This window comes from Riemerella anatipestifer ATCC 11845 = DSM 15868, from assembly GCF_000252855.1.
Taxonomy (GTDB): Bacteria; Bacteroidota; Bacteroidia; order Flavobacteriales; family Weeksellaceae; genus Riemerella; species Riemerella anatipestifera.
This window is the reverse complement of record NC_017045.1, coordinates 238,211-259,776: the sequence shown is the minus strand read 5'-3', so window position 1 is coordinate 259,776 and position 21,566 is coordinate 238,211. Positions and strand designations below refer to the sequence as shown.

At 34.0% G+C, this 21,566-nt stretch carries 19 protein-coding genes; 10 read left to right on the top strand and 9 right to left on the bottom strand.

The features are described from left to right. Nucleotides 1-3,888, bottom strand: a complete 3,888-nt coding sequence (gene porU, locus RA0C_RS01415) for a type IX secretion system sortase PorU (protein ID WP_013446681.1) — start codon at nucleotides 3,886-3,888, stop codon at nucleotides 1-3. A 231-nt stretch (nucleotides 3,889-4,119) separates the two neighbouring features. Here porU and gldJ point away from each other — a divergent pair, with 231 nt between their 5' ends. Both gldJ and RA0C_RS01405 read left to right on the top strand, forming a co-directional pair. After that, nucleotides 4,120-5,733, top strand: a complete 1,614-nt coding sequence (gene gldJ, locus RA0C_RS01410; RefSeq protein ID WP_013446680.1) for a gliding motility lipoprotein GldJ — start codon at nucleotides 4,120-4,122, stop codon at nucleotides 5,731-5,733. A 61-nt stretch (nucleotides 5,734-5,794) separates the two neighbouring features. Continuing rightward, nucleotides 5,795-7,069: a UDP-N-acetylmuramoyl-tripeptide--D-alanyl-D-alanine ligase gene (locus tag RA0C_RS01405; RefSeq protein WP_004919172.1), complete on the top strand. Its 1,275-nt coding sequence runs from the start codon at nucleotides 5,795-5,797 to the stop codon at nucleotides 7,067-7,069. Here the strand turns inward: RA0C_RS01405 and RA0C_RS01400 are convergent. After that, on the bottom strand, nucleotides 7,052-7,663 hold the full coding sequence (locus RA0C_RS01400; protein ID WP_004919174.1) for an NUDIX hydrolase: 612 nt from the start codon (nucleotides 7,661-7,663) through the stop codon (nucleotides 7,052-7,054). The two genes, RA0C_RS01405 and RA0C_RS01400, sit on opposite strands and share 18 nt — an antisense overlap. 34 nt (nucleotides 7,664-7,697) lie before the next feature. Here RA0C_RS01400 and RA0C_RS01395 point away from each other — a divergent pair, with 34 nt between their 5' ends. Then, the gene (locus tag RA0C_RS01395) at nucleotides 7,698-8,087 is read left to right on the top strand and encodes a hypothetical protein (protein WP_004919176.1); all 390 of its coding nucleotides are present in this window, start codon (nucleotides 7,698-7,700) and stop codon (nucleotides 8,085-8,087) included. Nucleotides 8,088-8,135: 48 nt separating this feature from the next. Here the strand turns inward: RA0C_RS01395 and RA0C_RS01390 are convergent, their stop codons facing one another. Together RA0C_RS01390 and RA0C_RS01385 are read right to left on the bottom strand one after the other, a co-directional pair. Then, nucleotides 8,136-8,729: an LptA/OstA family protein gene (locus RA0C_RS01390; RefSeq protein ID WP_004919177.1), complete on the bottom strand. Its 594-nt coding sequence runs from the start codon at nucleotides 8,727-8,729 to the stop codon at nucleotides 8,136-8,138. 18 nt (nucleotides 8,730-8,747) lie between these two features. Next, nucleotides 8,748-10,019: a hypothetical protein gene (locus RA0C_RS01385; RefSeq protein WP_004919179.1), complete on the bottom strand. Its 1,272-nt coding sequence runs from the start codon at nucleotides 10,017-10,019 to the stop codon at nucleotides 8,748-8,750. 141 nt (nucleotides 10,020-10,160) lie between these two features. On the opposite strand from RA0C_RS01385, the gene RA0C_RS01380 reads away from it, so the two are divergent. Further along, the gene (locus RA0C_RS01380) at nucleotides 10,161-11,282 is read left to right on the top strand and encodes a DNA polymerase III subunit (RefSeq protein WP_004919181.1); all 1,122 of its coding nucleotides are present in this window, start codon (nucleotides 10,161-10,163) and stop codon (nucleotides 11,280-11,282) included. Nucleotides 11,283-11,297: 15 nt separating this feature from the next. On the opposite strand, the gene RA0C_RS01375 is transcribed toward RA0C_RS01380, so the two are convergent. Both RA0C_RS01375 and dacB read right to left on the bottom strand, forming a co-directional pair. After that, on the bottom strand, nucleotides 11,298-12,458 hold the full coding sequence (locus tag RA0C_RS01375) for a sensor histidine kinase (protein ID WP_041404281.1): 1,161 nt from the start codon (nucleotides 12,456-12,458) through the stop codon (nucleotides 11,298-11,300). Nucleotides 12,459-12,475: 17 nt separating this feature from the next. Further along, complete coding sequence (gene dacB, locus RA0C_RS01370) at nucleotides 12,476-13,876, bottom strand: D-alanyl-D-alanine carboxypeptidase/D-alanyl-D-alanine endopeptidase (protein WP_013446678.1); 1,401 nt, start codon at nucleotides 13,874-13,876, stop codon at nucleotides 12,476-12,478. Nucleotides 13,877-14,023: 147 nt separating this feature from the next. Here dacB and RA0C_RS01365 point away from each other — a divergent pair, with 147 nt between their 5' ends. The 6 genes from RA0C_RS01365 (at nucleotide 14,024) to RA0C_RS01340 (ending at nucleotide 19,249) form a co-directional block, all read left to right on the top strand. After that, nucleotides 14,024-14,515 carry a lipocalin family protein gene (locus RA0C_RS01365; RefSeq protein WP_004919187.1) on the top strand — a complete coding sequence of 164 codons (492 nt, stop codon included), beginning with the start codon at nucleotides 14,024-14,026 and terminating at the stop codon, nucleotides 14,513-14,515. Between the two features lie 8 nt (nucleotides 14,516-14,523). After that, a complete protein-coding gene (locus RA0C_RS01360) occupies nucleotides 14,524-15,216 on the top strand; it encodes an OmpA family protein (RefSeq protein WP_004919189.1) in 693 nt (230 codons plus the stop codon). A gap of 82 nt (nucleotides 15,217-15,298) precedes the next feature. Next, the gene (locus RA0C_RS01355; protein WP_013446677.1) at nucleotides 15,299-16,189 is read left to right on the top strand and encodes a UbiA prenyltransferase family protein; all 891 of its coding nucleotides are present in this window, start codon (nucleotides 15,299-15,301) and stop codon (nucleotides 16,187-16,189) included. Next, a complete protein-coding gene (locus RA0C_RS01350; protein ID WP_004919194.1) occupies nucleotides 16,189-17,496 on the top strand; it encodes an FAD-binding oxidoreductase in 1,308 nt (435 codons plus the stop codon). Before RA0C_RS01355 ends, RA0C_RS01350 begins: the two co-directional genes overlap by 1 nt. Nucleotides 17,497-17,508: 12 nt before the next feature. Beyond that, on the top strand, nucleotides 17,509-18,468 hold the full coding sequence (locus tag RA0C_RS01345; RefSeq protein ID WP_004919196.1) for a GSCFA domain-containing protein: 960 nt from the start codon (nucleotides 17,509-17,511) through the stop codon (nucleotides 18,466-18,468). A gap of 13 nt (nucleotides 18,469-18,481) precedes the next feature. Continuing rightward, on the top strand, nucleotides 18,482-19,249 hold the full coding sequence (locus RA0C_RS01340) for a TatD family hydrolase (protein WP_013446676.1): 768 nt from the start codon (nucleotides 18,482-18,484) through the stop codon (nucleotides 19,247-19,249). Between the two features lie 22 nt (nucleotides 19,250-19,271). Here RA0C_RS01340 and obgE read toward each other — a convergent pair whose 3' ends face one another. From obgE to hpt, 3 genes are all read right to left on the bottom strand, one after another. Next, a complete protein-coding gene (gene obgE / locus RA0C_RS01335; RefSeq protein ID WP_004919200.1) occupies nucleotides 19,272-20,255 on the bottom strand; it encodes a GTPase ObgE in 984 nt (327 codons plus the stop codon). 98 nt (nucleotides 20,256-20,353) lie between these two features. Next, a complete protein-coding gene (locus tag RA0C_RS01330; protein ID WP_004919201.1) occupies nucleotides 20,354-20,935 on the bottom strand; it encodes an adenylate kinase in 582 nt (193 codons plus the stop codon). A gap of 68 nt (nucleotides 20,936-21,003) precedes the next feature. Continuing rightward, the gene (hpt, locus tag RA0C_RS01325) at nucleotides 21,004-21,561 is read right to left on the bottom strand and encodes a hypoxanthine phosphoribosyltransferase (RefSeq protein WP_004919203.1); all 558 of its coding nucleotides are present in this window, start codon (nucleotides 21,559-21,561) and stop codon (nucleotides 21,004-21,006) included. Between the last annotated feature and the right edge of the window lie 5 nt (nucleotides 21,562-21,566).

The following is a 21,566-nucleotide window of genomic DNA, read 5'->3' as shown; positions in this document are numbered from 1 at the left end:
TTATTTTAATATTATCATTTTTTCTATTTGAGTAGAAGAACCTTTGCAAGTCTCCTGATTGGTACTTTTTACAAAAACTTTGTAAATATAAGTACCTTTTCCCACATTTGCACCATAATCATCTGTTCCGTCCCATTCTATTTGCTGCCTTCCTGTTCTAAACCCTTCTCTAAAAGGCTCCGAACTTACCGTATGGCGTAGGGTTTTAACAAGTTTCCCTGTAATGGTATAAATCTGAACGCCTACTTCTAAAACATCAGGACAGTTATGTTCAAACTGAATGTAAGTTTTATTAGTGAATGGGTTTGGCCAATTTAATAATCTTTTTATCACCAAGTTTTCCTCCGCATGAGGTCTCACTACAAAGTTTAACGATGCTGTTGAGGAATTATTGTTAATATCCCAAACTTTAAATACCAATTGATGTTCTCCCGATTTTAAATTCCTAAAAGGATAATTTACAATTCCCTTCTGATAATCTTTAAGACTAGGACTCACACAACCATTTCCCTCCCCCGAAGTATAGAAGTCATTAAGAACAATGGTATTGATAACTTCTCCATCTAAAATTACTGTAATATCGTGTCCTATACCAGCTCCTGTGGCGTTAATCCCTGTATCATCTGTAACACAAGCCAAAAATACAGGATTTTCATTTGTGATACCTCCATTAACGAAATTGGTATTATTCATAAAAAGTTTAATCTTAGGAGGTTCATTATCCTTAATACCATCAGGATTGATACCACCAATTTTAACCGTTTTGGATTGGTAAACATCCATCTCTTTATTGTCCGCATATAAGAGTAGCCTTCCGTCTCCCAAACTAAAATCAATATCCTTAGGCATATAGAACTCTATCTCAAAAACTCCGTTTTTAACCGTGCCTGAGGTTTTAACAATAGGATTTCCTTCTTCTTTATAATTAAGTATCGGTGTTAGGCCACCATCATTATTTCGTGTTTTTTTACTTTGTATTTTATCAAAAATGTTAGCTACTATTTTACCATTAAAAGCCTCATCTAAATCCCCAGAAATAGTATTGACACGACCTTTAATTTTCACAAAATCCAACCCCCTTAAACTCTCTTGAGTTGGTTTTTCTATTTGGTCTATCACAATTCTAGGTGCAGGTCGGCTAAGCCTCATTGCTGGGTCTCCCAACATATTAACTTTTAGATGATCTGGGTGAACCCCAAAATTATTCTTCGCCATTAGAAAAGCATCTCCTAAAGTGTAGAAACGTTCTGCATTTTCTTTTTTGAAAATAGACTCTAAGAATGAATTGGTAAATCTTCTCCCGTAAGACACTCCTAGCTCCCTACTAGAAGTAATCATCATGGCTGGACCTCCCGATTTTAATTTAAATAAAATCTCTCCTAAAGACGGTGTATTTGGGTCGTCCCAAAGTGTAAACTCACAAGTAATAGTAGAAACAAGTGGAAAACGACTATAAGTACTGCTAAAGTTGTTAAATTGATTAACTTCATTAAGTGTAAGCACTCTCTCTTGAGCCCACCCATTAAGTCCACCATGCCCAAAATAGAACAAAAATAAACTGTTCCCCATAGCTGTGTTAATCCCCTGTGTAATTTGAGGAAATCTCTGCCCTCCTGCAGTAGTTTCCGGAGAAAATGAATCTAAATAAAGTTTTCTAATATGATACTCCTTTTTATCTGAAGTGTTAGTTTCAAACAAATTAACTAAAGCCGAATTAATTTCATCGTGGAAAGGAGCCCCTCCATCTCTATCGTCATCTACAACAAAATCCATATTCATTCGCCATTCTCCGAAAGGCGTAGATTGGTTAGGCAAAGCGTTGTAGTATGCTAAAGTTTTATCTATCCCTATTTTAGCTTCTGTTATATTTTTAGCGAGAATTCTCCCAATAGGCAGGTCAGGTAAAACATTACTCAAAGAAGTGCTTCTTTGTGGTGAAGTCATTACAAAATAATCATCAGTAACATAAGAATTACTAAAATCTAAACTGCTTTCACTTTCATAAGTGGGTACAATATTAGAATTACTCCCTGTACGATTTTTATAGTCGTAAGAGCCGTCTCCCAATAATAGTACATATTTTAATCTTCCATTATTTTTAAGATGAGAAATGAAGTTTCTTATTGCGGTAAGATCTTGTCCACCTGAACTGTACTCGTTATATATTTTGCCAGGCTCTACAATCGCTGTTTTAAATCCATTTTTTTGAGTGTGATAATCTGCCAATCTTTTGGCTTCTGTTGCGAAATCAGAACTTGTAATAATAAGGTAATCTACATCTGTAAGAGCCTGTAAATTTTGATTTTCTATCCTACCTATGAAACTAGGTGTATAAGCTACATCTAGCTTAAAGGCAACGAACTCATTGTTAAAAGTATCACTATTAGCAAGATAAGCTAAAGTAAAAAGGTTATTCGCAGAGTTAAGGTTCTTTTTATTCTTAACATTAGTTACATCAGACACATCCCAAACTCTATCAATAGCCTCAGCACTACTAATTTGAAATCCATAGTTTTGTCCTGAAGTCTCCGCTATCCCAAAATTTCTAAAATTCATTTGAGAACCATTGAATCTTAAAGGTTGCTTATACTCTATCTCTGCGTAATCTAGATAAAATACAGCATTAGGATTAGCACTTATATTTGGAGTATAATTAAACGTTACTTTATTAGTGTCTGAAGATATAGAAGAGAGGAATAAAATAGAATTATATCCACCTTGTCCAGAAACACTTTGTTCAAAGGTACTACTTCCTATGTTTAAGGTAATTTTAGTACTTTGAGCATCTTTAGCAATTAATCTTGTTCTAAATTTCACTCTAGAATCCGAAGGAACGTCCGTTAGATTAAAAGTAACTTCCTTTGCACTACTAAAAGCATCATCTACCCACAATCTACCTATCCCTCTAAGATTATTCTTATCCTCATTGATAAACTGATAGGCATCGTATTCTGTAATAAGGTCGGTCGTGGGTGTAGTATCTTGAGTTGTACTAATCCTCTTACCAGCACCTATGTCAAAATTGATAAAATAATAAGCATTGTCTTCGTAGATATTTTTGTAGTGAGAAGGTCTATCTATTCGAGTATCAAACTTACGATTATTCCTATTATAGAAGGCATAACCATCTGCACCTTGGGCATAAAAAAGAGCATAATCTTCTTCGTCCCATCGTCCATCTTCTTCTCCTACCACTTCTATAGCACTCTCTTGTAAAGTATTATAATACTTATCTAAATTATATTCAGGCAACATAAGCCCGCCATTACCATATATTCTGAAATTTTTAGGATTGATAGAAGACGGATTGATACCATTATCTCTCAAAAACTGACTAGTAATTTTATATACGCCTGATTTATCTACCTTTATTTTATAAAAAGTTCCTGAAGCTAATGGACTAGTCACCGAAGTGGATAAAATCTCATTCGAATTGTTATTAGCTCGTAAAACTCTGTCTTCTTTTTTTAAAGTGTATGAAACTAATTTTTTAAGCTCGTTACCTTCTTTTTTTATAACTTTAATTCTCAAGTTCAGAAGAAAACCTTCTCCAAAGGAGTTTTTTTGCACATTCACTTCTGCGTCCTCCTCTACTGTGATTAAAGAAGCATCTAAATCAAACTTCTGATTATCTTGAAGTTTTTCCCACACCAAATTTGTAACACTATAACTTTCATCTTGGGTTACCTTTGTGGTATTTTGAAGGTATATTTGATTATTATCAAATACTAATTCTTTATTGGTAAAACTAGGTAATTTAACCGATTTATTCGTACCATAACTCAGTTCTGTACTACCCTGCCATTGTATTTGAGTGGTTTGAGCTCCGAAAAAATTACATATAAAAACTATTGCTAGTAGTATATTCCTCTTAACTGATAATTTCATAATGAATATTTCTAATATATTTAGAATAAATCTATTTCCTCTGCAAAGTAAAAATAAAAAATTAAAACAATAAAATTTAATTCTCTTCGTTTTGCAAAAAAGGTTAAAATCTATTTTGTAAAGTAGAATAAATTAACTTTCTTTGTAAGCTGAAAAATGTTTTGAGATGAGACTCGGTTGATTCTCATCACTGATTGTTTAAATTTTAATAAAAGAAAAATATTATATCGAATGAAAAAACTAAAGTTATTTTCATTATGTGTATTAGGTTCTTCCCTAGCTTTAGTTAGTTGCGGTAATAGCAATACCAAAAAAGGTGGAGGTTCAGGTAAAACTACAAGTCTTACAGGATGGAAACCTAATGACCAAAAAGGGTGGTTCTTCTCTGGAAAAGAGGAAAAGCAGAAAGGGCAGCCAGGTATGGTGTTCGTACAAGGAGGTACTTTTACTATGGGACTAGTGAAAGACGATGTGATGCACGACTGGAACAATACTCCTAGAAGAATGCAGGTTAGTTCTTTTTTCATTGGAGAAACAGAAGTTACCAATTATGATTATCGCAATTATGTAACTTGGTTAAAATTTGTTTTCCCTTCTTCTGACCCTAACTTTAAAGATATTTACAGCGGAGCACTTCCTGATACCTTAGTTTGGAATAATGAATTGTCTAGAAATGATTATTCTGAAACTTATTTCCGTTCACCAGGGTTTGACAACTATCCTGTAGTTGGAGTTTCTTGGTTACAAGCCAATAGATATTGCGAGTGGTTAACAGATAGAGTGGGCGAAAGAATCCTCATGGATCAAGGGGTATTATCTAAAGATTTATATACTAACGAAAGTAACAATCAAGGACAAGCTTCTTTTACACTTGATAAGTATAAAGCTAACGATCCTGAAATGCAAGGATATATCAACGAGCAAAGATTAAAGCAAAAAACAGGTATTAAAACTACCAATTCTAGGATACTTGCTGCCAATAGAGCCGCAACTTCGGGGGTAGTTACTAAGTACCGTCTTCCAACAGAAGTAGAATGGGAGTTTGCAGCTCTAGGTTTACAAAAAAATAGAGAGTACAATCTTTATACAGGTAAAACTCCAGAAATTGATAAATTGAGAGGCAACAAGGGTAGAAATAGGGGTATGTTCCTTGAAAACTTTAAGTATGGTAGAGGAGATTATTCAGGTCCTGCTGGTTGGAATAACGACGGCTCTCCAACAACCTCTGATGTAAGACAATACCCTTCTAACGACTTAGGTATTTATGGTATGTATGGTAATGTAGCTGAATGGACTGCTGATGTTTATAGACCTATTATAGATGATGAAGCTAGTGACTTCAACTATTACAGAGGTAATGTAAATAAACAAATGGTAAAAAATGCTGATGGAACCTATACTAAACTAGATGGTTCAAACATTACCTATGATACTTTAGCGGACGGAAGACTTGTATATAAAGGATTACCTGGACAATACAAAAGAGAAGTGGTTAAGGATAAAAGAAATTTCCGTGATGGGGACTTTATGTCCTCTTTAGAAGCTGGCTATGGAAGAGAACTTGATAGCGCTGCTGCTAAAGAGTTTGACATGTATAACTCTACCAAGAGAAGATTCTTTGTAGATGCTAAAGGGAAAGTTATTCTAGAGAAAGATAAAAAGTTTAGAACCTCTAACGTTTCTAATAGCTCTAGAGTAGTTAAAGGTGGCTCCTGGAAAGATACCGCATATTGGCTAGACCCAGGGCAAAGAAGATATAGAGATGAAACAAGAGCTTACGGTTGGGTAGGCTTCCGTGTGGCACAAGATGCTAAAGACAATATGAACAAAAGAAGTAAAAGATAAACAACTTTCTAAACTCTAAAAAAACCTTTCTTTATTAGAAAGGTTTTTTTATTTTTGGGCTATGAATATAGAACAGTTTTATCCAATATATTTAAAAAGCAATAAAGTTTCCATTGATAGTAGAACTATTGCTGAAGGTGATTTATTTTTTGCTTTTTCTGGCGAGAATTTTAATGCGGCAACATTAGCAGAAGACGCTATTAACAAAGGAGCTTTAGCCGTGATAGTGGAACAAAAGGAGTACGAAAATATCAGTAAAAATATTTTTTACGTTCCTTCTACTTTAAAATTTTTACAAGAATTATCTATCTTTCATAGAAATAAACTTAACATTCCTATTATTGCTCTTACAGGAAGTAATGGAAAAACCACTTCTAAAGAGCTCATAGCTGCAGTATTATCTAAGAAATATAAGGTACAATTTACTAAAGGTAATCTTAATAACCATATAGGGGTTCCTCTTACTCTACTTTCTATAAAGCCAGAGCACGAAATCGCAGTGGTAGAAATGGGGGCTAATCATCAAAAAGAAATCGAACGTTTATGCCAAATAGCTCAGCCCGACTATGGCTATGTTACCAATTTTGGCAAAGCACACCTCGAAGGCTTTGGAGGTGTAGAAGGTGTTATCAAAGGAAAATCAGAGTTGTATGATTATCTTAAAAAAGAAAATAAACAAATCTTAGTTAATGCCAACGATACCATACAGGTAGAAAAAACAAAAGACTATTCTAAAATCATTTGTTTTGGAACACTTCAATCTGATTATGATTTCCAATTATTCTACGATAATCAAAGAGTAGGACTTATTTTTGAAGGCGAAGAAATGATTTCGCAACTTACAGGAGCTTATAACTTTACAAACATATCAGCAGCTGTAACTCTAGGACTACATTTTGGTATTGACAAAAATCTTATTAAAGAAGCCATACAAGAGTACACTCCTACCAATATGCGTTCTCAAATTATGCAAAAAGGAGATAAAACTTTAGTATTAGACACTTACAATGCTAATCCTAGTAGTATGGCAGTTTCTTTAGAGAATTTTGCTTTGTTTAATGGCTGTAAAACCGTAATCATTGGGGATATGTTAGAGCTAGGCGATGCTTCCAAAGAAGAACACAAAACTATTCTTCAAAAAGCACAATCTCTCAATTTTGATAAAATTATTACCGTTGGGAAACATTTCTCTAGTGTGAATACACAAGGCACTGCATTTCTTAACACTCAACAGCTATCCGTATATCTTAAAAATCAACCTCTAACTACTAAAAACATTCTACTAAAAGGCTCAAGAGGTATTGCTCTAGAGAAATTATTAGACGATATTGTTTAATCTAAAATAAAGATTGATTAGTAGCTGTATATTCTTAAATGTTTGAGGATAAATGTATTCTTGGATTTCCTTATGAGATTTCCATTCTACTTTGCTGATGCCTTCTTCTATCTGTGGAGAAGGCACTTCAGAGCCATTGTATTTCATCGTAAACCAATAGGTTTTCTTGAGTATTCTTTTCTTTTTTTCGGTATAAATGTGATAAGTTTCCTGTAAGAAATCTAGTAACTCTAAGTCTGTAATCCCTGTTTCTTCTTCCACCTCTCTTACAGCCGCTTCTTTTACACCTTCGCCTTTCTCTAGCTTACCTTTAGGCAAATCCCACTTCCCTAGTCTATGGATAAATAAAATTTTGTCTTCTTTATTCGCTACCAAACCTCCTGCCGCTTCTACAATATGAAATAAAGATTTAAAGCTCTTCCACAATTCATCTACATTAGAAGCGTAAACACAAACCTCTCTTGCAGAAGTTTTTTCTAGTAGTTCTATCCCTTCTTCTATATTTTTCTCATCAATAAATATTATGTTATGCTCCGTACTTTCGGGTTGATTACTGATGATTAATCTTTTTTCATTGATAAAAACTTTATACATTTGCGGAAGTTTAATAATTTAACAAAAATAAGAAATGAATTTAGAAGGAAGAAAAATTATCGTAAATAAATCGGCTAAACAGTTATCTGAAATGCTGAAACGCCCAGAAGATTACAAAGAACTGATGCCTGAAGGACTACAAAAGTTTGAAACAGTAGCTGATGGTTTTAAGTTCGGGCTTAAAGGTATGCCAGAAATTGCTCTTAAAATAGACGAAGTAAAGGAAGGCGAAAAAGTAGTATTAAAGTCTGCTAGCTCTAGTTTAGATTTTGGTCTTACAGGAATGATGAACGCTATCAATGAAAACCAAACAGAAGTACAGCTTTTATTTGAAGGAAAATTTAATCCTTTTATCAAAATGATGGTAGAGAAACCACTTCAAAACTTCATCAATAACTTAACGGATAAGATAGAACAGTTATAATTCTATAATTTAATCCGTTTCAGAATACTAAATTGGGACGGATTTTTTTTATTTCCCCATTTCAGGGATTGCCTTAGCACTAAAGTTTCCAGAATTGTTATACAAAACATATTCGGAGAAGTCGTCTTTGGCATTCATTCCACCAGAAGCCACAAAGGTATTCCCGTCTTTATCGGTAATAAATACAGTGTCTTTAGTGTACATTTTATTGTTCTTTTTGTCCCAATAGATAGACTGCATTACAAATATTTGCCCCTCGTTATTGATGACTTTTACATTACCTTTAGCTTCGTAGAAATCCTTTTTTTGTATTATTTTGGCATAGTTTGCCCATAGTTTACCTGGTACTTTAGGCTTCTTTTTATCATAGAATTCCAAATAAAGCCCTTTCTTAATTTCCACATAAGGCGTGTCTATAAACTCATACTCTTCTAAAAGAGGGGCTTTAAACCTAATTTTTACCGCTCCAGAATCTCTTTGCACAATATCTGCGTTATAGATAATCCTAGAGGCAAAGTTGGTCGGTTTGTTTTGGTTGTACTTGGTAAGGTCTTCCTCGCAAGAGGTTAAAACAAAAAATATAGCCCCCATAGATAGGGTAGCTATACTTTTAGTTAATATTTTAGCTATTGTTTGTTTCATTGATAGCCAACTCCAATATTAGTCGTACTGGCGTTTGTTAAACCATTTATCGGCAAAATTAAGCCCTATTTTGAAGTTGATAAATCTTTCAGAGATAAGATTATTACTCAAAGACCCTCTCTTACCTAAATCAATTCCTAAATCAATTCCGTTCATTCTCATTACATTAGAATTTTGGAATGGAAATGTCCCTCCAAAGCTAATACCATATTCGTTGATATTGGTATTATTGATGTTAAGGTTGCCTTTTTCATAGTAAGCTCCATAACGATAGATAACTCTAGAAAAATAGTTTCTAAAATCGTTATGGTTCGGTAGATACCACCCTCCTACTGCTACACGGTAAGCATCTTTAAATGTAGCAGGAGCTCCCGAAAACTTTACTGCTCCACCTTTAGTATAATCCATTTGAGCTGAGATAAACCACTTAGCATCATGCCCTAGACCAAGACCTAATGAGGCTCTTTGTGGGATAATATCGTTCTCCTTATAGCTTTCCTTAGAAATCACGGTTTCGTCCATCTTTTCTTTACCATAGTAGTAATAGGTACTATTAAGGTAAGAAGCATCTATAGTTCCTATATTGCCAAAGGTGTAGGTAGCCCCTATCGTCATTTTTTTATCCTTAGGCAATTTCTTTTGATATACAGAACCTAAGGTAAAGTTCCAGCTTTTTATCTTTCTAGAAGTCTCAAAACCGTTGATGAGTTCCGCTCCAGAAATAGCTACTTCTTCTCTATCTATAATCTTCCCAAAGTAAAAGTTACTTCTTAAACCTAAAGAGAAAGACGGCGTAATCTGATAACCTATAGCAGACTGAATAGTATTGAGTGTACCTTCTCCTGCAAAAGAATTAGCCTGTGTTACACTTCCATTCACTGTGGTTTGAGAAAGAATATCATAACGCTTAGAACTATAAGGCTGATAACCTAAACCAAACTTAACCTTCTCCGAAATTGGAAATGCTATAGAGATGTTAGATAAATAAGAAGAATGCTTAGTAACATCTAGATTGTTATAATTAGACTTAAGGTACTGGTTATCATTATTCACCTGTATTTTAAAAGCCGTTAAACCAAAGTTAGTATTTGCGGCTGGGTTGCTAAAGTTAAAACTATTGTTAAAGTCCCAAACATAAGCCGTAGAAATCCCTGCCATAGCACTTATTTCCGCAGTATTATCATATTTAGTATCTCCTATTCCAAAGGCAGCATAGGGCGAATTACCTATATTCTGTGCAGACAATAATCCTGCAAAAATGATGAACGATGCGTTAATGATTTTCTTCATTATCTATATAAATATCTTAATCAGAACGCAAATATCCTAATTATAAATGAAATGAGAAAATTTAAAAGGCGTTAAAGTTTGTTAAGGCGTTACAGAACCTAAAAAAATTGGAAAATAGAGAGATTTTAGTATCTTTGGAACATGAATTGGGAAGCGGTTATTGGTCAAAATAAAATTAAGCAAACTCTACTAGAAAGCATTGATAATAATAGAGTAAGCCATGCTCAATTATTTTTGGGAGAAAGTGGTTACGGAACTTTAGCTCTAGCTCTAGCCTACGCCCAAGAAATCTTAAAACGAGAAAATGAAAAAGCCGCTACCAAAGTGGAGCATCTTAATCATTTAGATGTTCATTTTAGTTTTCCTGTATTTAGAGATGATAAGGGGAAATCTGTAAGTAGTTTTTTCTTTGATACTTGGCGGGAGATGATGCTTAAAAACCCTTACTCCGAACATCACGACTGGGTAAACCAACTAAATGCCGAAAATAAACAACTCTACATTTCTGTAGATGAAATTCTAGATAAAAGCGAAAAGTTTAGCCTTAAAAGTTTTGAGGGTGGCACCAAGATACTCATTATTTGGAATGCCGATAAAATGCGTGAAGACGCGGCAAACAAATTCCTTAAATTTCTAGAAGAACCGCCTGAAAAGACCATTATTATCCTTACAGCCAACTCTTCGGAGGTGATGCTCCAAACGATACTTTCTCGTTGCCAAATCATTCAGGTTCCTAGGATTGAAGAGAAAGATTTAGAAGAAGGCATCAGGCATCTTACCTCTGACGAAGATAAAATTAAAGAAGTCCTACACCAAGCCCAAGGCAACTATAACACAGCCTTAAAGCTCATTACCGCAGAAAATTCTGACGAGGAGTATGAGGATTATTTTATACAATGGGTAAGATTAGCTTTCCAAGCGAAAAAAAATCCTAAAGTGTTAAAAGACCTTATTATTTGGGCTAAAAGCATTTCCGATTGGAATAGAGAGAAACAAAAAAACTTCTTGGAATATTGTACCGAAATGTTTCGCTTGGCAATGTTACAGAATTATGGTGTCCAAAATTTAGTTTATAAAAGACTAATGAAAAATAATTTTAATTGGGAGGCTTTTTCTAACTTTATCCACGGTGCAAATATAGAAGATATCCTTTCTGAGATTTCTGATGCGGATTATCACCTTAGCAGAAATGCCAATGCGAAAATTCTATGGACGGATATGGGGATTAAACTAACGAGATATATTCATAAAAGTAGTTCTTAGCGTAAAGTTATAGATTTAAGCTATTTCTATCCTAAAAATACTTCCTTTACCAATCTCTGTATGGGCAACTTTTATATCGCCTTTATGGTAGTCTTTAATCACTCTTTTAGATAGAGATAACCCTAACCCCCAGCCTCTCTTTTTAGTAGAATATCCTGGGTTGAAAACATTCCTTACTTGTTTTGCAGACATACCACAACCTGTATCTTGTATATCTATAATCACTTTTTTATTTTTTTGATAGAGTTTCAATTCTAATTTACCATCGCCTTTCATTGCATCTACCGCATTTTTAATAAGATTTTCTATGACCCAACTCATCAGAATACGATTATGAGGTATCAGCACTTCCTTAGCTGGTAAAGCTATATTAAATTCCACTTTCTTAGAAATACGAGTTTTAAGATAATCATAGTTTTGCTGTAGAGTTTCATTGAGATTAAAATCGTTAAGCTCTGGGACTGAACCTACCTTAGAAAAACGCTCTGATATTGTAGTAAGCCTATGTATATCCTTTTCTATCTCCTGCACTCCAACGCTATTTTCATGCTCCATTCTTAGAATTTCTATCCAACCTATCATAGAGGAAAGAGGCGTTCCTATTTGATGTGCTGTTTCCTTAGCCAATCCTGCCCAAAGATAGCCTTCGTCTGTTTTTTTTACGATTTTAAAAAACCAATAAGCAAACAACAGATACAATAAAATGAAAAAACCAAGCAATGCAGGATAGTATCTAAGGCTATTCATTAAATCCGAATTATCAAAATAAAGATACTGTATATTACCTTCCGAAATTTGCAACTCAAAAGGTGGATATCCTTCTTTCATCTCTTCTAAGCGAACCTTAAGAGCCTTTGAATTATCTTTAATTTTATCAGGAATATTTTTGATAAATTCCTTAATTGGTTCTCCTTGGTGATTAGTTACAATAATTGGGATATTATCATTAGTGGTAATAATTTCCTGAACCAGCTCCAGCATTCTTACATCTCCCTGATTTTCATCTTGTAAAAACCTCATAGCTTTGGCAAAAACTGCCATATTAGCCGTTTCTTTCTGCCTTAAATCTCTCACAATAACCACAGAGTAAATAATAAGAGCAAATACAACAGAACTAAATAGCAGAAAAACAACTAAAAAATTGACTTTAGAAAATATGTTCCTGTTTTTTTTCATTAGGAATAACAATACAATTATTTAAGGTTATTAAGTATTGAAAATAATTCATTATTGATGCCATCTCCATCATAATTATTCACGATAATAGAAAAAACATACTTTTTACCATTTTTAGAAGTATGATAACCTGTATAACCTTTAGCATCTTTTATTGTACCGCTTTTCATTTTCATATCATTATAAATAGGTAATGCATTATAAAACTCATTAAACCAAGGTTGCTTTTGAGCCCAAAGTAAAGCCTGAACTTCTGCCCTAGCCGAAGCATAGTTCTGAGGTGACAACCCACTACCATCCGTAAAATTAATCATCGCAGAATGAATTCCTTTAGATTTCCAAAAGTTTTTCAGCACCGAAACACCACTAGAAAAACTAGAGTCATTATTTTGCTCTTTTCCTAGAGTTTTAATGAAGGTTTCCCCGTAAAGATTAACACTTTTTCTCAAAAACCAATAGACTATTTTACTCAACTCAGGAGATTCGTATTCAAAAAAAGACTTGCCTGTAACAGACGGAACAGATTTTCCATCTAAAAGTAATTGTCTGCCTGTTATGACTTCTCCTGAGAACTCTATCCCTTTATATTTAATACAACTAACCACTTCTGCCCCTAACTGAACTGGTGGATTAGGCGTTGCTCCCGAAATTTTAGTTGTTTTTTGAGCAGGAAGTGTTCCGTTAATACTCGCCACAGAACTGTATGGAGCGGTATAAATTAAACTTTTATCTCCTGAATTTGAAGCCGCCGAAGTTAACTCATTAAACCATTTTACTTGTACCAAAGGATAAGAAAAAGACTTAATTTTTGTAGGTTTACCAATAGAAGCTCCACCCTCAATATCTATATCAAACTGGTTTTCTCTCCAATTAACGCCCCAAACTCCAGCACCATAATAATTACCTATATCGTTCCAAGCCCAACCTCCTGGCGTGGTTTGAAAGTCAAAATAAGTATCATCTATAATTAAATTACCCTCTACCTTTTTGATACCTTGATTTTTTAAAGCTGTATAGAACTTTTCTAGAAAATCTTCGGGTTTATAACCGTCATATCTCCAGCTTCCAAGAGTAGGGTCTCCATTGGAGGTAATATAAATATTTCCCTTTAAAACACTCCTTTCTAAAACGCCATCATAAACGGCTTTAGTCCTGTATTTATAATCTTTCCCTAAAAGCTCCAAAGCTGTAGCAGCGGTAAATATCTTCTGTGTGCTAGCCGTAGAAAGCCCTTTATTTCCTTGATATTCATAGATAAAATTCCCATTTTCATCAGCTACATAAAAAGACATATTAGCCGCGTACATTTTAGGGGAATTCAAAAACGATTTAGTTGCTTTATCTAACTTATCCTTAACACTTTGAGCTAAACTAAGAGAGTAGAAAAATGTTAATATAAACATCAAAAATTTAGTCATCTCTATATTTTATGTTTTCAAAGATAATCATTTTAAAAATTAAATCTTATTTCTCTTAAAAATCCACCTTAGATTACATTTTATTTGATACTTAAAAGCTAATTGGCACAATTTTTACTACTTAACAGAGTATAAAATAATATAATAATGAAAAAACTACTTTTTACTGGACTTATAGGAGCTTTATCTTTGTCTGCATGCTCTACAGTACATAAAGGTCAACAAGCTCAAAATCAGCGTTCAGACTTTATGAAACTTAAAGGAACTTGGGAAGTTGCAAGTGTTAATTACGACAAAAACTATAAAATTAAACCCTTTGATGAAGGTGTAGATGCTAAATGTTTCTTGGGAAGCACTTGGTCTTTAGTACCTAATAATTGGACTGGTAACTACACTCTTAATGGAAATAATGGTTGTCCTGCGATATCTCAACCTATCAAATTTGAAGTGGTAAACGGAAATCAGTTTCAGTTTAAAAAAATACACTCTGGAGAAAAAGCTAAACAAAACGTTTCTGGGTATGTATTAGAATTCCAAAACCAAACAGATAACTCATTTACATTAGTTCAGAATGTTCCATTCGAGGGTAACTATATAAAAGTGTATTATGAATTTCAAAAAGTAAATCAATCTAAATAAACCATAAAATGAAAATATTTAATAAAACCAATGTAGCAGCATTATTTTTATCAGGAAGTTTGCTACTTACAAGTTGCGAATCTGTTCAAAACGCTAATAATCAACAAAAAGGAACTGCTATAGGTGCTGCTGCTGGTGCTGTTTTAGGAGGTGTACTAGGTAATAATATAGGCAATGGTAGAAATGCTCCTGCTGGTGCTGTTTTAGGCGGTATCATTGGAGGTGTTGCAGGTAATGTTATCGGTAGCAAAATGGACAAACAAGCCAAAGAAATTAAAGAAGCCTTACCTGGTGCGGAAGTAGAAAGAGTAAATGAGGGTATTAAAATTACCCTTAATGAAAATACGGTTAATTTCGGATTTGATTCTGCTAACCTTACTTCTGTAGCAAAAACCAATTTGGATAAATTAGCTCAAGTGCTTAAGAATAATCCTGACACTAATATCAATGTTTACGGACACACAGACAGTAGAGGTGCTGATGATTATAACTTAAGACTTTCTGAAAGAAGAGCTAATGCCGTAGTAAGCTATCTTTCTTCTCTTGGTATAGCATCTAGTAGAATGATTGCTAAAGGTGTAGGAGAAGCAGAACCTATCGCTAGTAACGATACAGACGAAGGAAGAGCAAAAAACAGACGAGTAGAGTTCGCTATCACTGCTAACGAAAATATGATAAAAGAGGCTCAGAAAGGGAACTAATCTAGACTCTATATAAAATCAAAACCGCATTTAGTTGCGGTTTTTTTATTTTTATGGTTATCTTTGTGCTTTGCAAAAACTTATGAAGAAATATTTTAATCTACTTAGGGTAGAACAATGGGTAAAAAACCTTTTTGTATTTGTTCCTCTTTTCTTTTCAGGTAAAATACTTGAAGTTGATTTATTTTATCTTAGTTTTTTTGCATTTCTTATTTTTTCACTCACAGCAAGCAGTATCTATATCATCAACGATTATATGGATATAGATTCTGATAGACAACACCCTGAGAAAAAAAACAGACCTCTAGCTAGTGGAGCTATTTCAAAAACTACAGCTCAAATTCTTTTTAGTGGACTTATTTTATCAATCTTGGGAAGTTTATGGATAGGACTTTCGGTATTTAATATTGGTAATATATGGAAATTTGGAAGTATTATTTTATTTTATTTCGTAATGAATTTGGCTTATACCTTCAAACTTAAACATATTGCCATTTTAGACATTACCATTATTGCAATTGGTTTTGTACTCAGAGTACTAGCAGGAGGTTATATTACAGGACTTATCATTACTCAATGGGCCATCTTACTTACCTTTGTTCTCGCTTTAGTTCTTGCAATTGAAAAAAGAAGAGGCGAATTAGTAAATGCCCAACTAACAGGTAAAACTAGGAAAGCATTAGACGGCTATAACATTCAGTTTGCAGATATTGCACTTTCTATTAGCTGTGCTTTGGCCATCGTTTGCTATCTTATGTTTACTTTATCTCCAGAAGTACAAGCTAGATTTCATCCTAGAGTTTTCTATACGGTGGTTTTTGTCTTGTTTGCATTTTTAAGATATTTACAGCAAACTCTAGTTTATAATCGAACTGAATCTCCAACGAAAATAGTCTACAAAGATAGATACATACAAATTACATTGGTATTATGGATTGTTGTTTTTCTTTACCAAATCTACGCTAAACAATAATGAAAAATCATATACAAAAAGTCTCTAATTGGGGAAACTTTCCCATTGTTGAAAAGGAAATAGTTACAGAAGATAATCTTGAAAAAATTAAAGATTTTGTTAAAAGTCGTTCCGAAGTTATCGCTAGAGGAAATGGTAGATGTTATGGAGACGCTTCTTTAGGTGAACATATCTTCTCAACCAAAAGATTGAACAAATTTATTAATTTTGATAGGCTAAACGGAATTATTGAGTGCGAAGCAGGTGTTCTTCTTTCTGATGTTTTAGAAGTTATTGTACCACAAGGTTACTTTTTGTATGTAACTCCAGGTACTAAATACATTAGCGTTGGAGGAGCCATAGCTTCTGATATACACGGCAAAAACCATCATTCAGAAGGATGTTTTTCAGAATATGTTTTAGAATTTAAACTACTGAATACCAACGCTCAAATAATCACCTGCTCTAGAACTGAAAACGCAGATCTATTTTGGGCAACTATTGGCGGAATGGGGCTTACAGGCATTATTTTATCGGCTAAGTTTCAGCTTAAAAATATAGATACGGCTTATATCCGACAAGAAAGCATCAAAGCAAAAAACCTAGATGAAATCTTTCAACTCTTTGAAGAAAGTGAAGATTGGACTTACACCGTAGCGTGGATAGACTGTTTACAGAAAGGAGATGATATTGGTAAATCTATACTTATGAGAGGAGAACACGCTCTAAAGGGCGAACTTCCTTCTAAGTTAGCAAAAAACCCTTTAGCTCTAAAGTCTAAATTAAAGCCAAGTGTTCCTTTTTATTTCCCAAATTTTGTTCTAAACCAATGGACTGTAAAAATCTTCAATTGGCTTTATTACAAAAAACAGTCTAAAAAAATCGTCAAAAACATCATTGATTATGAAACTTTTTTCTATCCTCTAGATGCCATCAATAATTGGAATAAAATCTATGGTAAGAACGGTTTTATACAATACCAAATGGTAATCCCAAAAGACAAAGGCAAAGAAGGTATGGAGCGAATTTTAAAAACTATTGCTCATAGTGGTAATGGCTCTTTTTTAGCGGTACTAAAGTTATTTGGAAAGAATAATCCAGAAGCATACAACTCCTTCCCTTTTGAAGGTTATACCCTTGCACTAGATTTTAAAGTGAATAAAAAGCTCAAAAAACTCGTTGAAGATTTAGACCAAATTGTATTGGATTTGGGTGGCAGAATTTACCTTACCAAAGATAGTATGAGTAATCCTCAACTGACTAACTATCTCAAAAATGTAGATAATCATAAATTTAGGTCTTTACAAAGAAAAAGAATTACGAATTAAAATCTTACTAAATTGAAATTCAGAACCGAAGTTAATCTTACGCCTTCCTCAAAAAAAATAGAAATTACAGACCAAGTTTTTTCTATAGGCTCTTGCTTTGCTTCGGAAATGAGTAACCGACTGTCAGAGGGACAAATAAGATGTTTGAATAATCCTTTTGGGACGCTATTTAATCCGTTTTCTATTGCCAATGCTTTAGAAAAAATAGTTCATTCTGAATGTTATCAAGAGAAAGATTTGGTTAATCATCGTGGTTATTACCTTTCGTTTGACCATCATACCTCGTTTGACGGTATCTCTGAAACTACTACTTTAGATAAAATAAACACCGAACTAGCCAATGCTCATTCATTTTTAAAAAACGCTTCTTGGGTTATTATCACTTTAGGGACTTCGTTTATTTATGAGTACCTTCCCACAGGACAAAAGGTGGCTAATTGCCATAAGATGCCAAACACTCTTTTTAATAAAAGAATGCTCTCTGATGAGGAAGTGCAAACCCACATCAAAAAAGCAATAGAACTCATCAATCAACACTGTCTTAATACTGTAAATATTTTGTTTACAGTCTCTCCCATAAGGCATACTAAAGATGGTATGGTTGAAAATCAGCTTAGCAAATCAAGGCTCATCAATGCACTGCATCAAGTGGTGGCAATGTATCCAAATGCTCATTATCTGCCTATTTATGAGATTTTAATGGACGACTTAAGAGATTACAGATTTTACAAATCAGACCTAATCCACCCTAACGAACAAGCCATAGATTATATCTTTGATAAATTTATAAAAGCCTACTGCACAGAAGACACACAAAAATTTATCATTGACAATCAGAAAATCATTTCGGCTTTAAGGCATCGTCCAACCCATACTGAACACCCTGATTATCTAAAGTTTACAGATAATCTCAAACAAAAAATACAAGAGCAACAAGCCAAAGTTAATTTTAAAATTTTTTCAAACTTCTAACTTTCAATTATTTATGATAGACACGCATACTCATTTATATTCAGAGGAATTTGATGAAGATAGACATTTAATGATACAAAGGGCATTAGATAAAGGAGTTACTCATTTCTTTCTACCAGCTATCAATTCTGAATATCATGAAAAAATGCTTCATCTAGAGGCAGAATATCCTAACCAAATATCGACAATGATGGGTCTGCACCCAACTTATATAAACCCTGAAACTTACGACCAAGAAATAAAATTGGTAAAAGACTATTTGGAGCAAAGGGATTTTTGTGCTATCGGAGAGATTGGGATAGATCTCTATTGGGATAAAAACCATCTAGAACTGCAAAAAGAAGCCTTTAGACTACAGATAGATTGGGCAATAGAAAAAGACCTGCCTATCGTGATACATTCTAGAGAAAGTTTTGATGAAACTTTTGAGGTTTTAGAAGAAAAAAGACACCCTAAATTAAGAGGTATTTTCCATTGTTTTACTGGAACATTAGAACACGCTAAGCAAGCCATAGACCTCAATTTCAGTTTAGGAATAGGTGGTGTGGTTACTTTTAAAAATGGTAAAATAGACCAATTTTTAAATGAAATCCCTCTAGAGTACATCGTTTTAGAAACCGACTCGCCTTATCTAGCACCTGTACCTTACAGAGGAAAACGAAACGAATCTGCCTATCTAGAACAAATCATCGGTAAACTAGTAGATGTTTACCAAATGCCTATCAGCGAAATAGATAGGATAACCACTAACAACGCTAAGCAAATTTTTGGACTAGCTTAAATAAAAAACACGGATAGAAAATCTATCCGTGTAATTTTTTCCATATTGCATCTTTAAGTTCTGTAAGCCCTTCTCCTGTAACTCCAGAAATAAATAAGGGTTGTCTGTTTTCAGGGAACTTAGCTGCAACTTCTTTCTTGAGTTCTTCGTCTAATAAATCAGACTTTGAAATGGAAATGATAAAATCTTTATCTAGTAACTCAGGATTGTACTCTTTAAGCTCGTTTTCAAGTATTTTGAATTCTTGGAAATAATCTTCCGCATCTGCCGGAATTAAAAAAAGAAGAATTGAGTTTCGCTCTATATGTCTTAAAAAACGATGCCCTAGACCTTTACCTTCGGCAGCTCCTTCTATAATACCTGGTATATCTGCCATCACAAAAGACTTGTAATTACGATAATCTACAATCCCCAAGTTAGGTGTAAGCGTTGTAAAAGCATAATCGGCAATTTTAGGTTTAGCGGCAGATACTGCAGACAATAGTGTGGATTTACCCGCATTAGGAAAGCCTACCAAACCTACATCTGCTAATACTTTTAGCTCAAACACGATATACCCTTCTTCCCCAGGAAGCCCCGGTTGTGCATAACGAGGCGTTTGGTTAGTAGCCGACTTAAAATGCTCATTTCCTAAACCACCCTTACCGCCTTGCATTAAGATAATCTCTTGCCTATCTTCTAAAATTTCGCCTATGATTTCTCCCTCTTCATTTTTAGCGATAGTGCCAATGGGCACCTCTATATAAACATCTTCTCCATAACGACCCGTCAACTGATTTTTACCACCTGGCTGACCGTTTTCTGCCTTGACGTGCCTTGTGTAACGCAATGGTAATAAAGTCCATTCGTGTGCATTTCCTTTCATAATGATATGACCACCACGCCCACCATCTCCACCATCAGGACCGCCTTTAGGAATGTATTTTTCCCTTCTGAGGTGAGCTGACCCTGCACCTCCGTGCCCCGACTTACAATGGATTTTTACATAATCTACAAAATTTGACATATCTTATTTAATTAAATGCTTATTACACGATATAAAACAACCAAAAAACCATCAAAGCTTAAAACTCTGATAGTTTTTTGATTATCATTCTATTGTTATTATTTTAAAATCTTCTCTACTTCTGAGAAAAGTTTTTCTGCAATTTCGGAAATTTCGCCTACTCCATTTATCTCTACATATTTCCCTTGCTGCTTGTAAAGTTCTGCTACTTCGGCAGTTTTTGCATAGTATTCTTTAATTCTGTTTCTAATGATAGACTCGTCCGCATCATCTGTTCTACCACTAGTTTCACCTCTCTTAAGAAGTCTTTGAACCAAAATTTCGTCCTCTACTACTAGCGATAAACAAATGCTTATCTCCTCATTAAGTTCGTCTTTCACAATCTTTTCTAAGGCTTCTGTCTGTGCTGCTGTTCTGGGGAAACCATCAAATATAAATCCTTTGGTATCCGTAGGTTTTCTCACCTCGTCTATTAACATATCTATGGTAACTTGGTCTGGAACTAGCTCTCCTTTATCTATATAAGATTTCGCCAATTTCCCTAGCTCAGTATCGTTTTTCATGTTATAACGGAACAAATCTCCTGTGGATATTTGTTTCAAATTGAACTTTTCAATCAGATTTTGAGCTTGAGTACCCTTACCACTTCCCGGAGGACCAAATAATACAATGTTAATCATCTTTACTTCTAATTTTTAGTATATCTAAAATCGCTAAAAACACGATTTATCAATGTTAGTTTTCTTTGTTAATGGTTAATTCTACCTTCTTCTAATTGGTATAAATCTGGTAAATTTCTTCCTAACTCATCATAGTCTAAACCGTAGCCTAACACAAACTTGTTAGGGATTTCTTTTGCCACATAGTCTATGGTAAAGTCTTTCTTAAATACTTCTGGCTTTAATAAAAGAGAAGCTACTCTAAGCGACTTAGGGCGGTGTGTATTTTTAAAATATTCAAAAAGACTTTCTATGGTATTTCCTGTATCTACAATATCTTCCATAAGGATAATATGACGCCCTTCTACCTCTTTAGTAAGTTCCATTTTAGTGTAAACAATCCCCGTAGATTGCAAACCTCCGTGATAAGAACTTACCTGAACAAAAGCTACCTCACACTTCCCTGGATAGTGTTTTAAAAAGTCTGAGAAAAACATAATCACTCCATTAAGTACTCCTATAAATACAGGTGTTTCGTCTTTATAATCTTCGTAAACTTTTAGAGCTAATGCTTTTATGTAAGTTTGTATTTCTTCGTTCTTTAAATAAGGAACAAAAGTTTTGTCATGAATTTTTACTTTTTCCATTGTCT

What these genes read in the sequence shown, in the direction of transcription:
- hpt (WP_004919203.1), bottom strand. Translation starts at nt 21,561, where the DNA reads ATGGAAAAAGTAAAAATTCATGACAAAACTTTTGTTCCTTATTTAAAG.
- RA0C_RS01355 (WP_013446677.1), top strand. Translation starts at nt 15,299, where the DNA reads ATGAAGAAATATTTTAATCTACTTAGGGTAGAACAATGGGTAAAAAAC.
- RA0C_RS01360 (WP_004919189.1), top strand. Translation starts at nt 14,524, where the DNA reads ATGAAAATATTTAATAAAACCAATGTAGCAGCATTATTTTTATCAGGA.
- RA0C_RS01350 (WP_004919194.1), top strand. Translation starts at nt 16,189, where the DNA reads ATGAAAAATCATATACAAAAAGTCTCTAATTGGGGAAACTTTCCCATT.
- RA0C_RS01375 (WP_041404281.1), bottom strand. Translation starts at nt 12,458, where the DNA reads ATGAAAAAAAACAGGAACATATTTTCTAAAGTCAATTTTTTAGTTGTT.
- RA0C_RS01405 (WP_004919172.1), top strand. Translation starts at nt 5,795, where the DNA reads ATGAATATAGAACAGTTTTATCCAATATATTTAAAAAGCAATAAAGTT.
- gldJ (WP_013446680.1), top strand. Translation starts at nt 4,120, where the DNA reads ATGAAAAAACTAAAGTTATTTTCATTATGTGTATTAGGTTCTTCCCTA.
- RA0C_RS01395 (WP_004919176.1), top strand. Translation starts at nt 7,698, where the DNA reads ATGAATTTAGAAGGAAGAAAAATTATCGTAAATAAATCGGCTAAACAG.
- RA0C_RS01365 (WP_004919187.1), top strand. Translation starts at nt 14,024, where the DNA reads ATGAAAAAACTACTTTTTACTGGACTTATAGGAGCTTTATCTTTGTCT.
- RA0C_RS01340 (WP_013446676.1), top strand. Translation starts at nt 18,482, where the DNA reads ATGATAGACACGCATACTCATTTATATTCAGAGGAATTTGATGAAGAT.
- obgE (WP_004919200.1), bottom strand. Translation starts at nt 20,255, where the DNA reads ATGTCAAATTTTGTAGATTATGTAAAAATCCATTGTAAGTCGGGGCAC.
- RA0C_RS01385 (WP_004919179.1), bottom strand. Translation starts at nt 10,019, where the DNA reads ATGAAGAAAATCATTAACGCATCGTTCATCATTTTTGCAGGATTATTG.
- RA0C_RS01390 (WP_004919177.1), bottom strand. Translation starts at nt 8,729, where the DNA reads ATGAAACAAACAATAGCTAAAATATTAACTAAAAGTATAGCTACCCTA.
- RA0C_RS01400 (WP_004919174.1), bottom strand. Translation starts at nt 7,663, where the DNA reads ATGTATAAAGTTTTTATCAATGAAAAAAGATTAATCATCAGTAATCAA.
- RA0C_RS01380 (WP_004919181.1), top strand. Translation starts at nt 10,161, where the DNA reads ATGAATTGGGAAGCGGTTATTGGTCAAAATAAAATTAAGCAAACTCTA.
- porU (WP_013446681.1), bottom strand. Translation starts at nt 3,888, where the DNA reads ATGAAATTATCAGTTAAGAGGAATATACTACTAGCAATAGTTTTTATA.
- dacB (WP_013446678.1), bottom strand. Translation starts at nt 13,876, where the DNA reads ATGACTAAATTTTTGATGTTTATATTAACATTTTTCTACTCTCTTAGT.
- RA0C_RS01330 (WP_004919201.1), bottom strand. Translation starts at nt 20,935, where the DNA reads ATGATTAACATTGTATTATTTGGTCCTCCGGGAAGTGGTAAGGGTACT.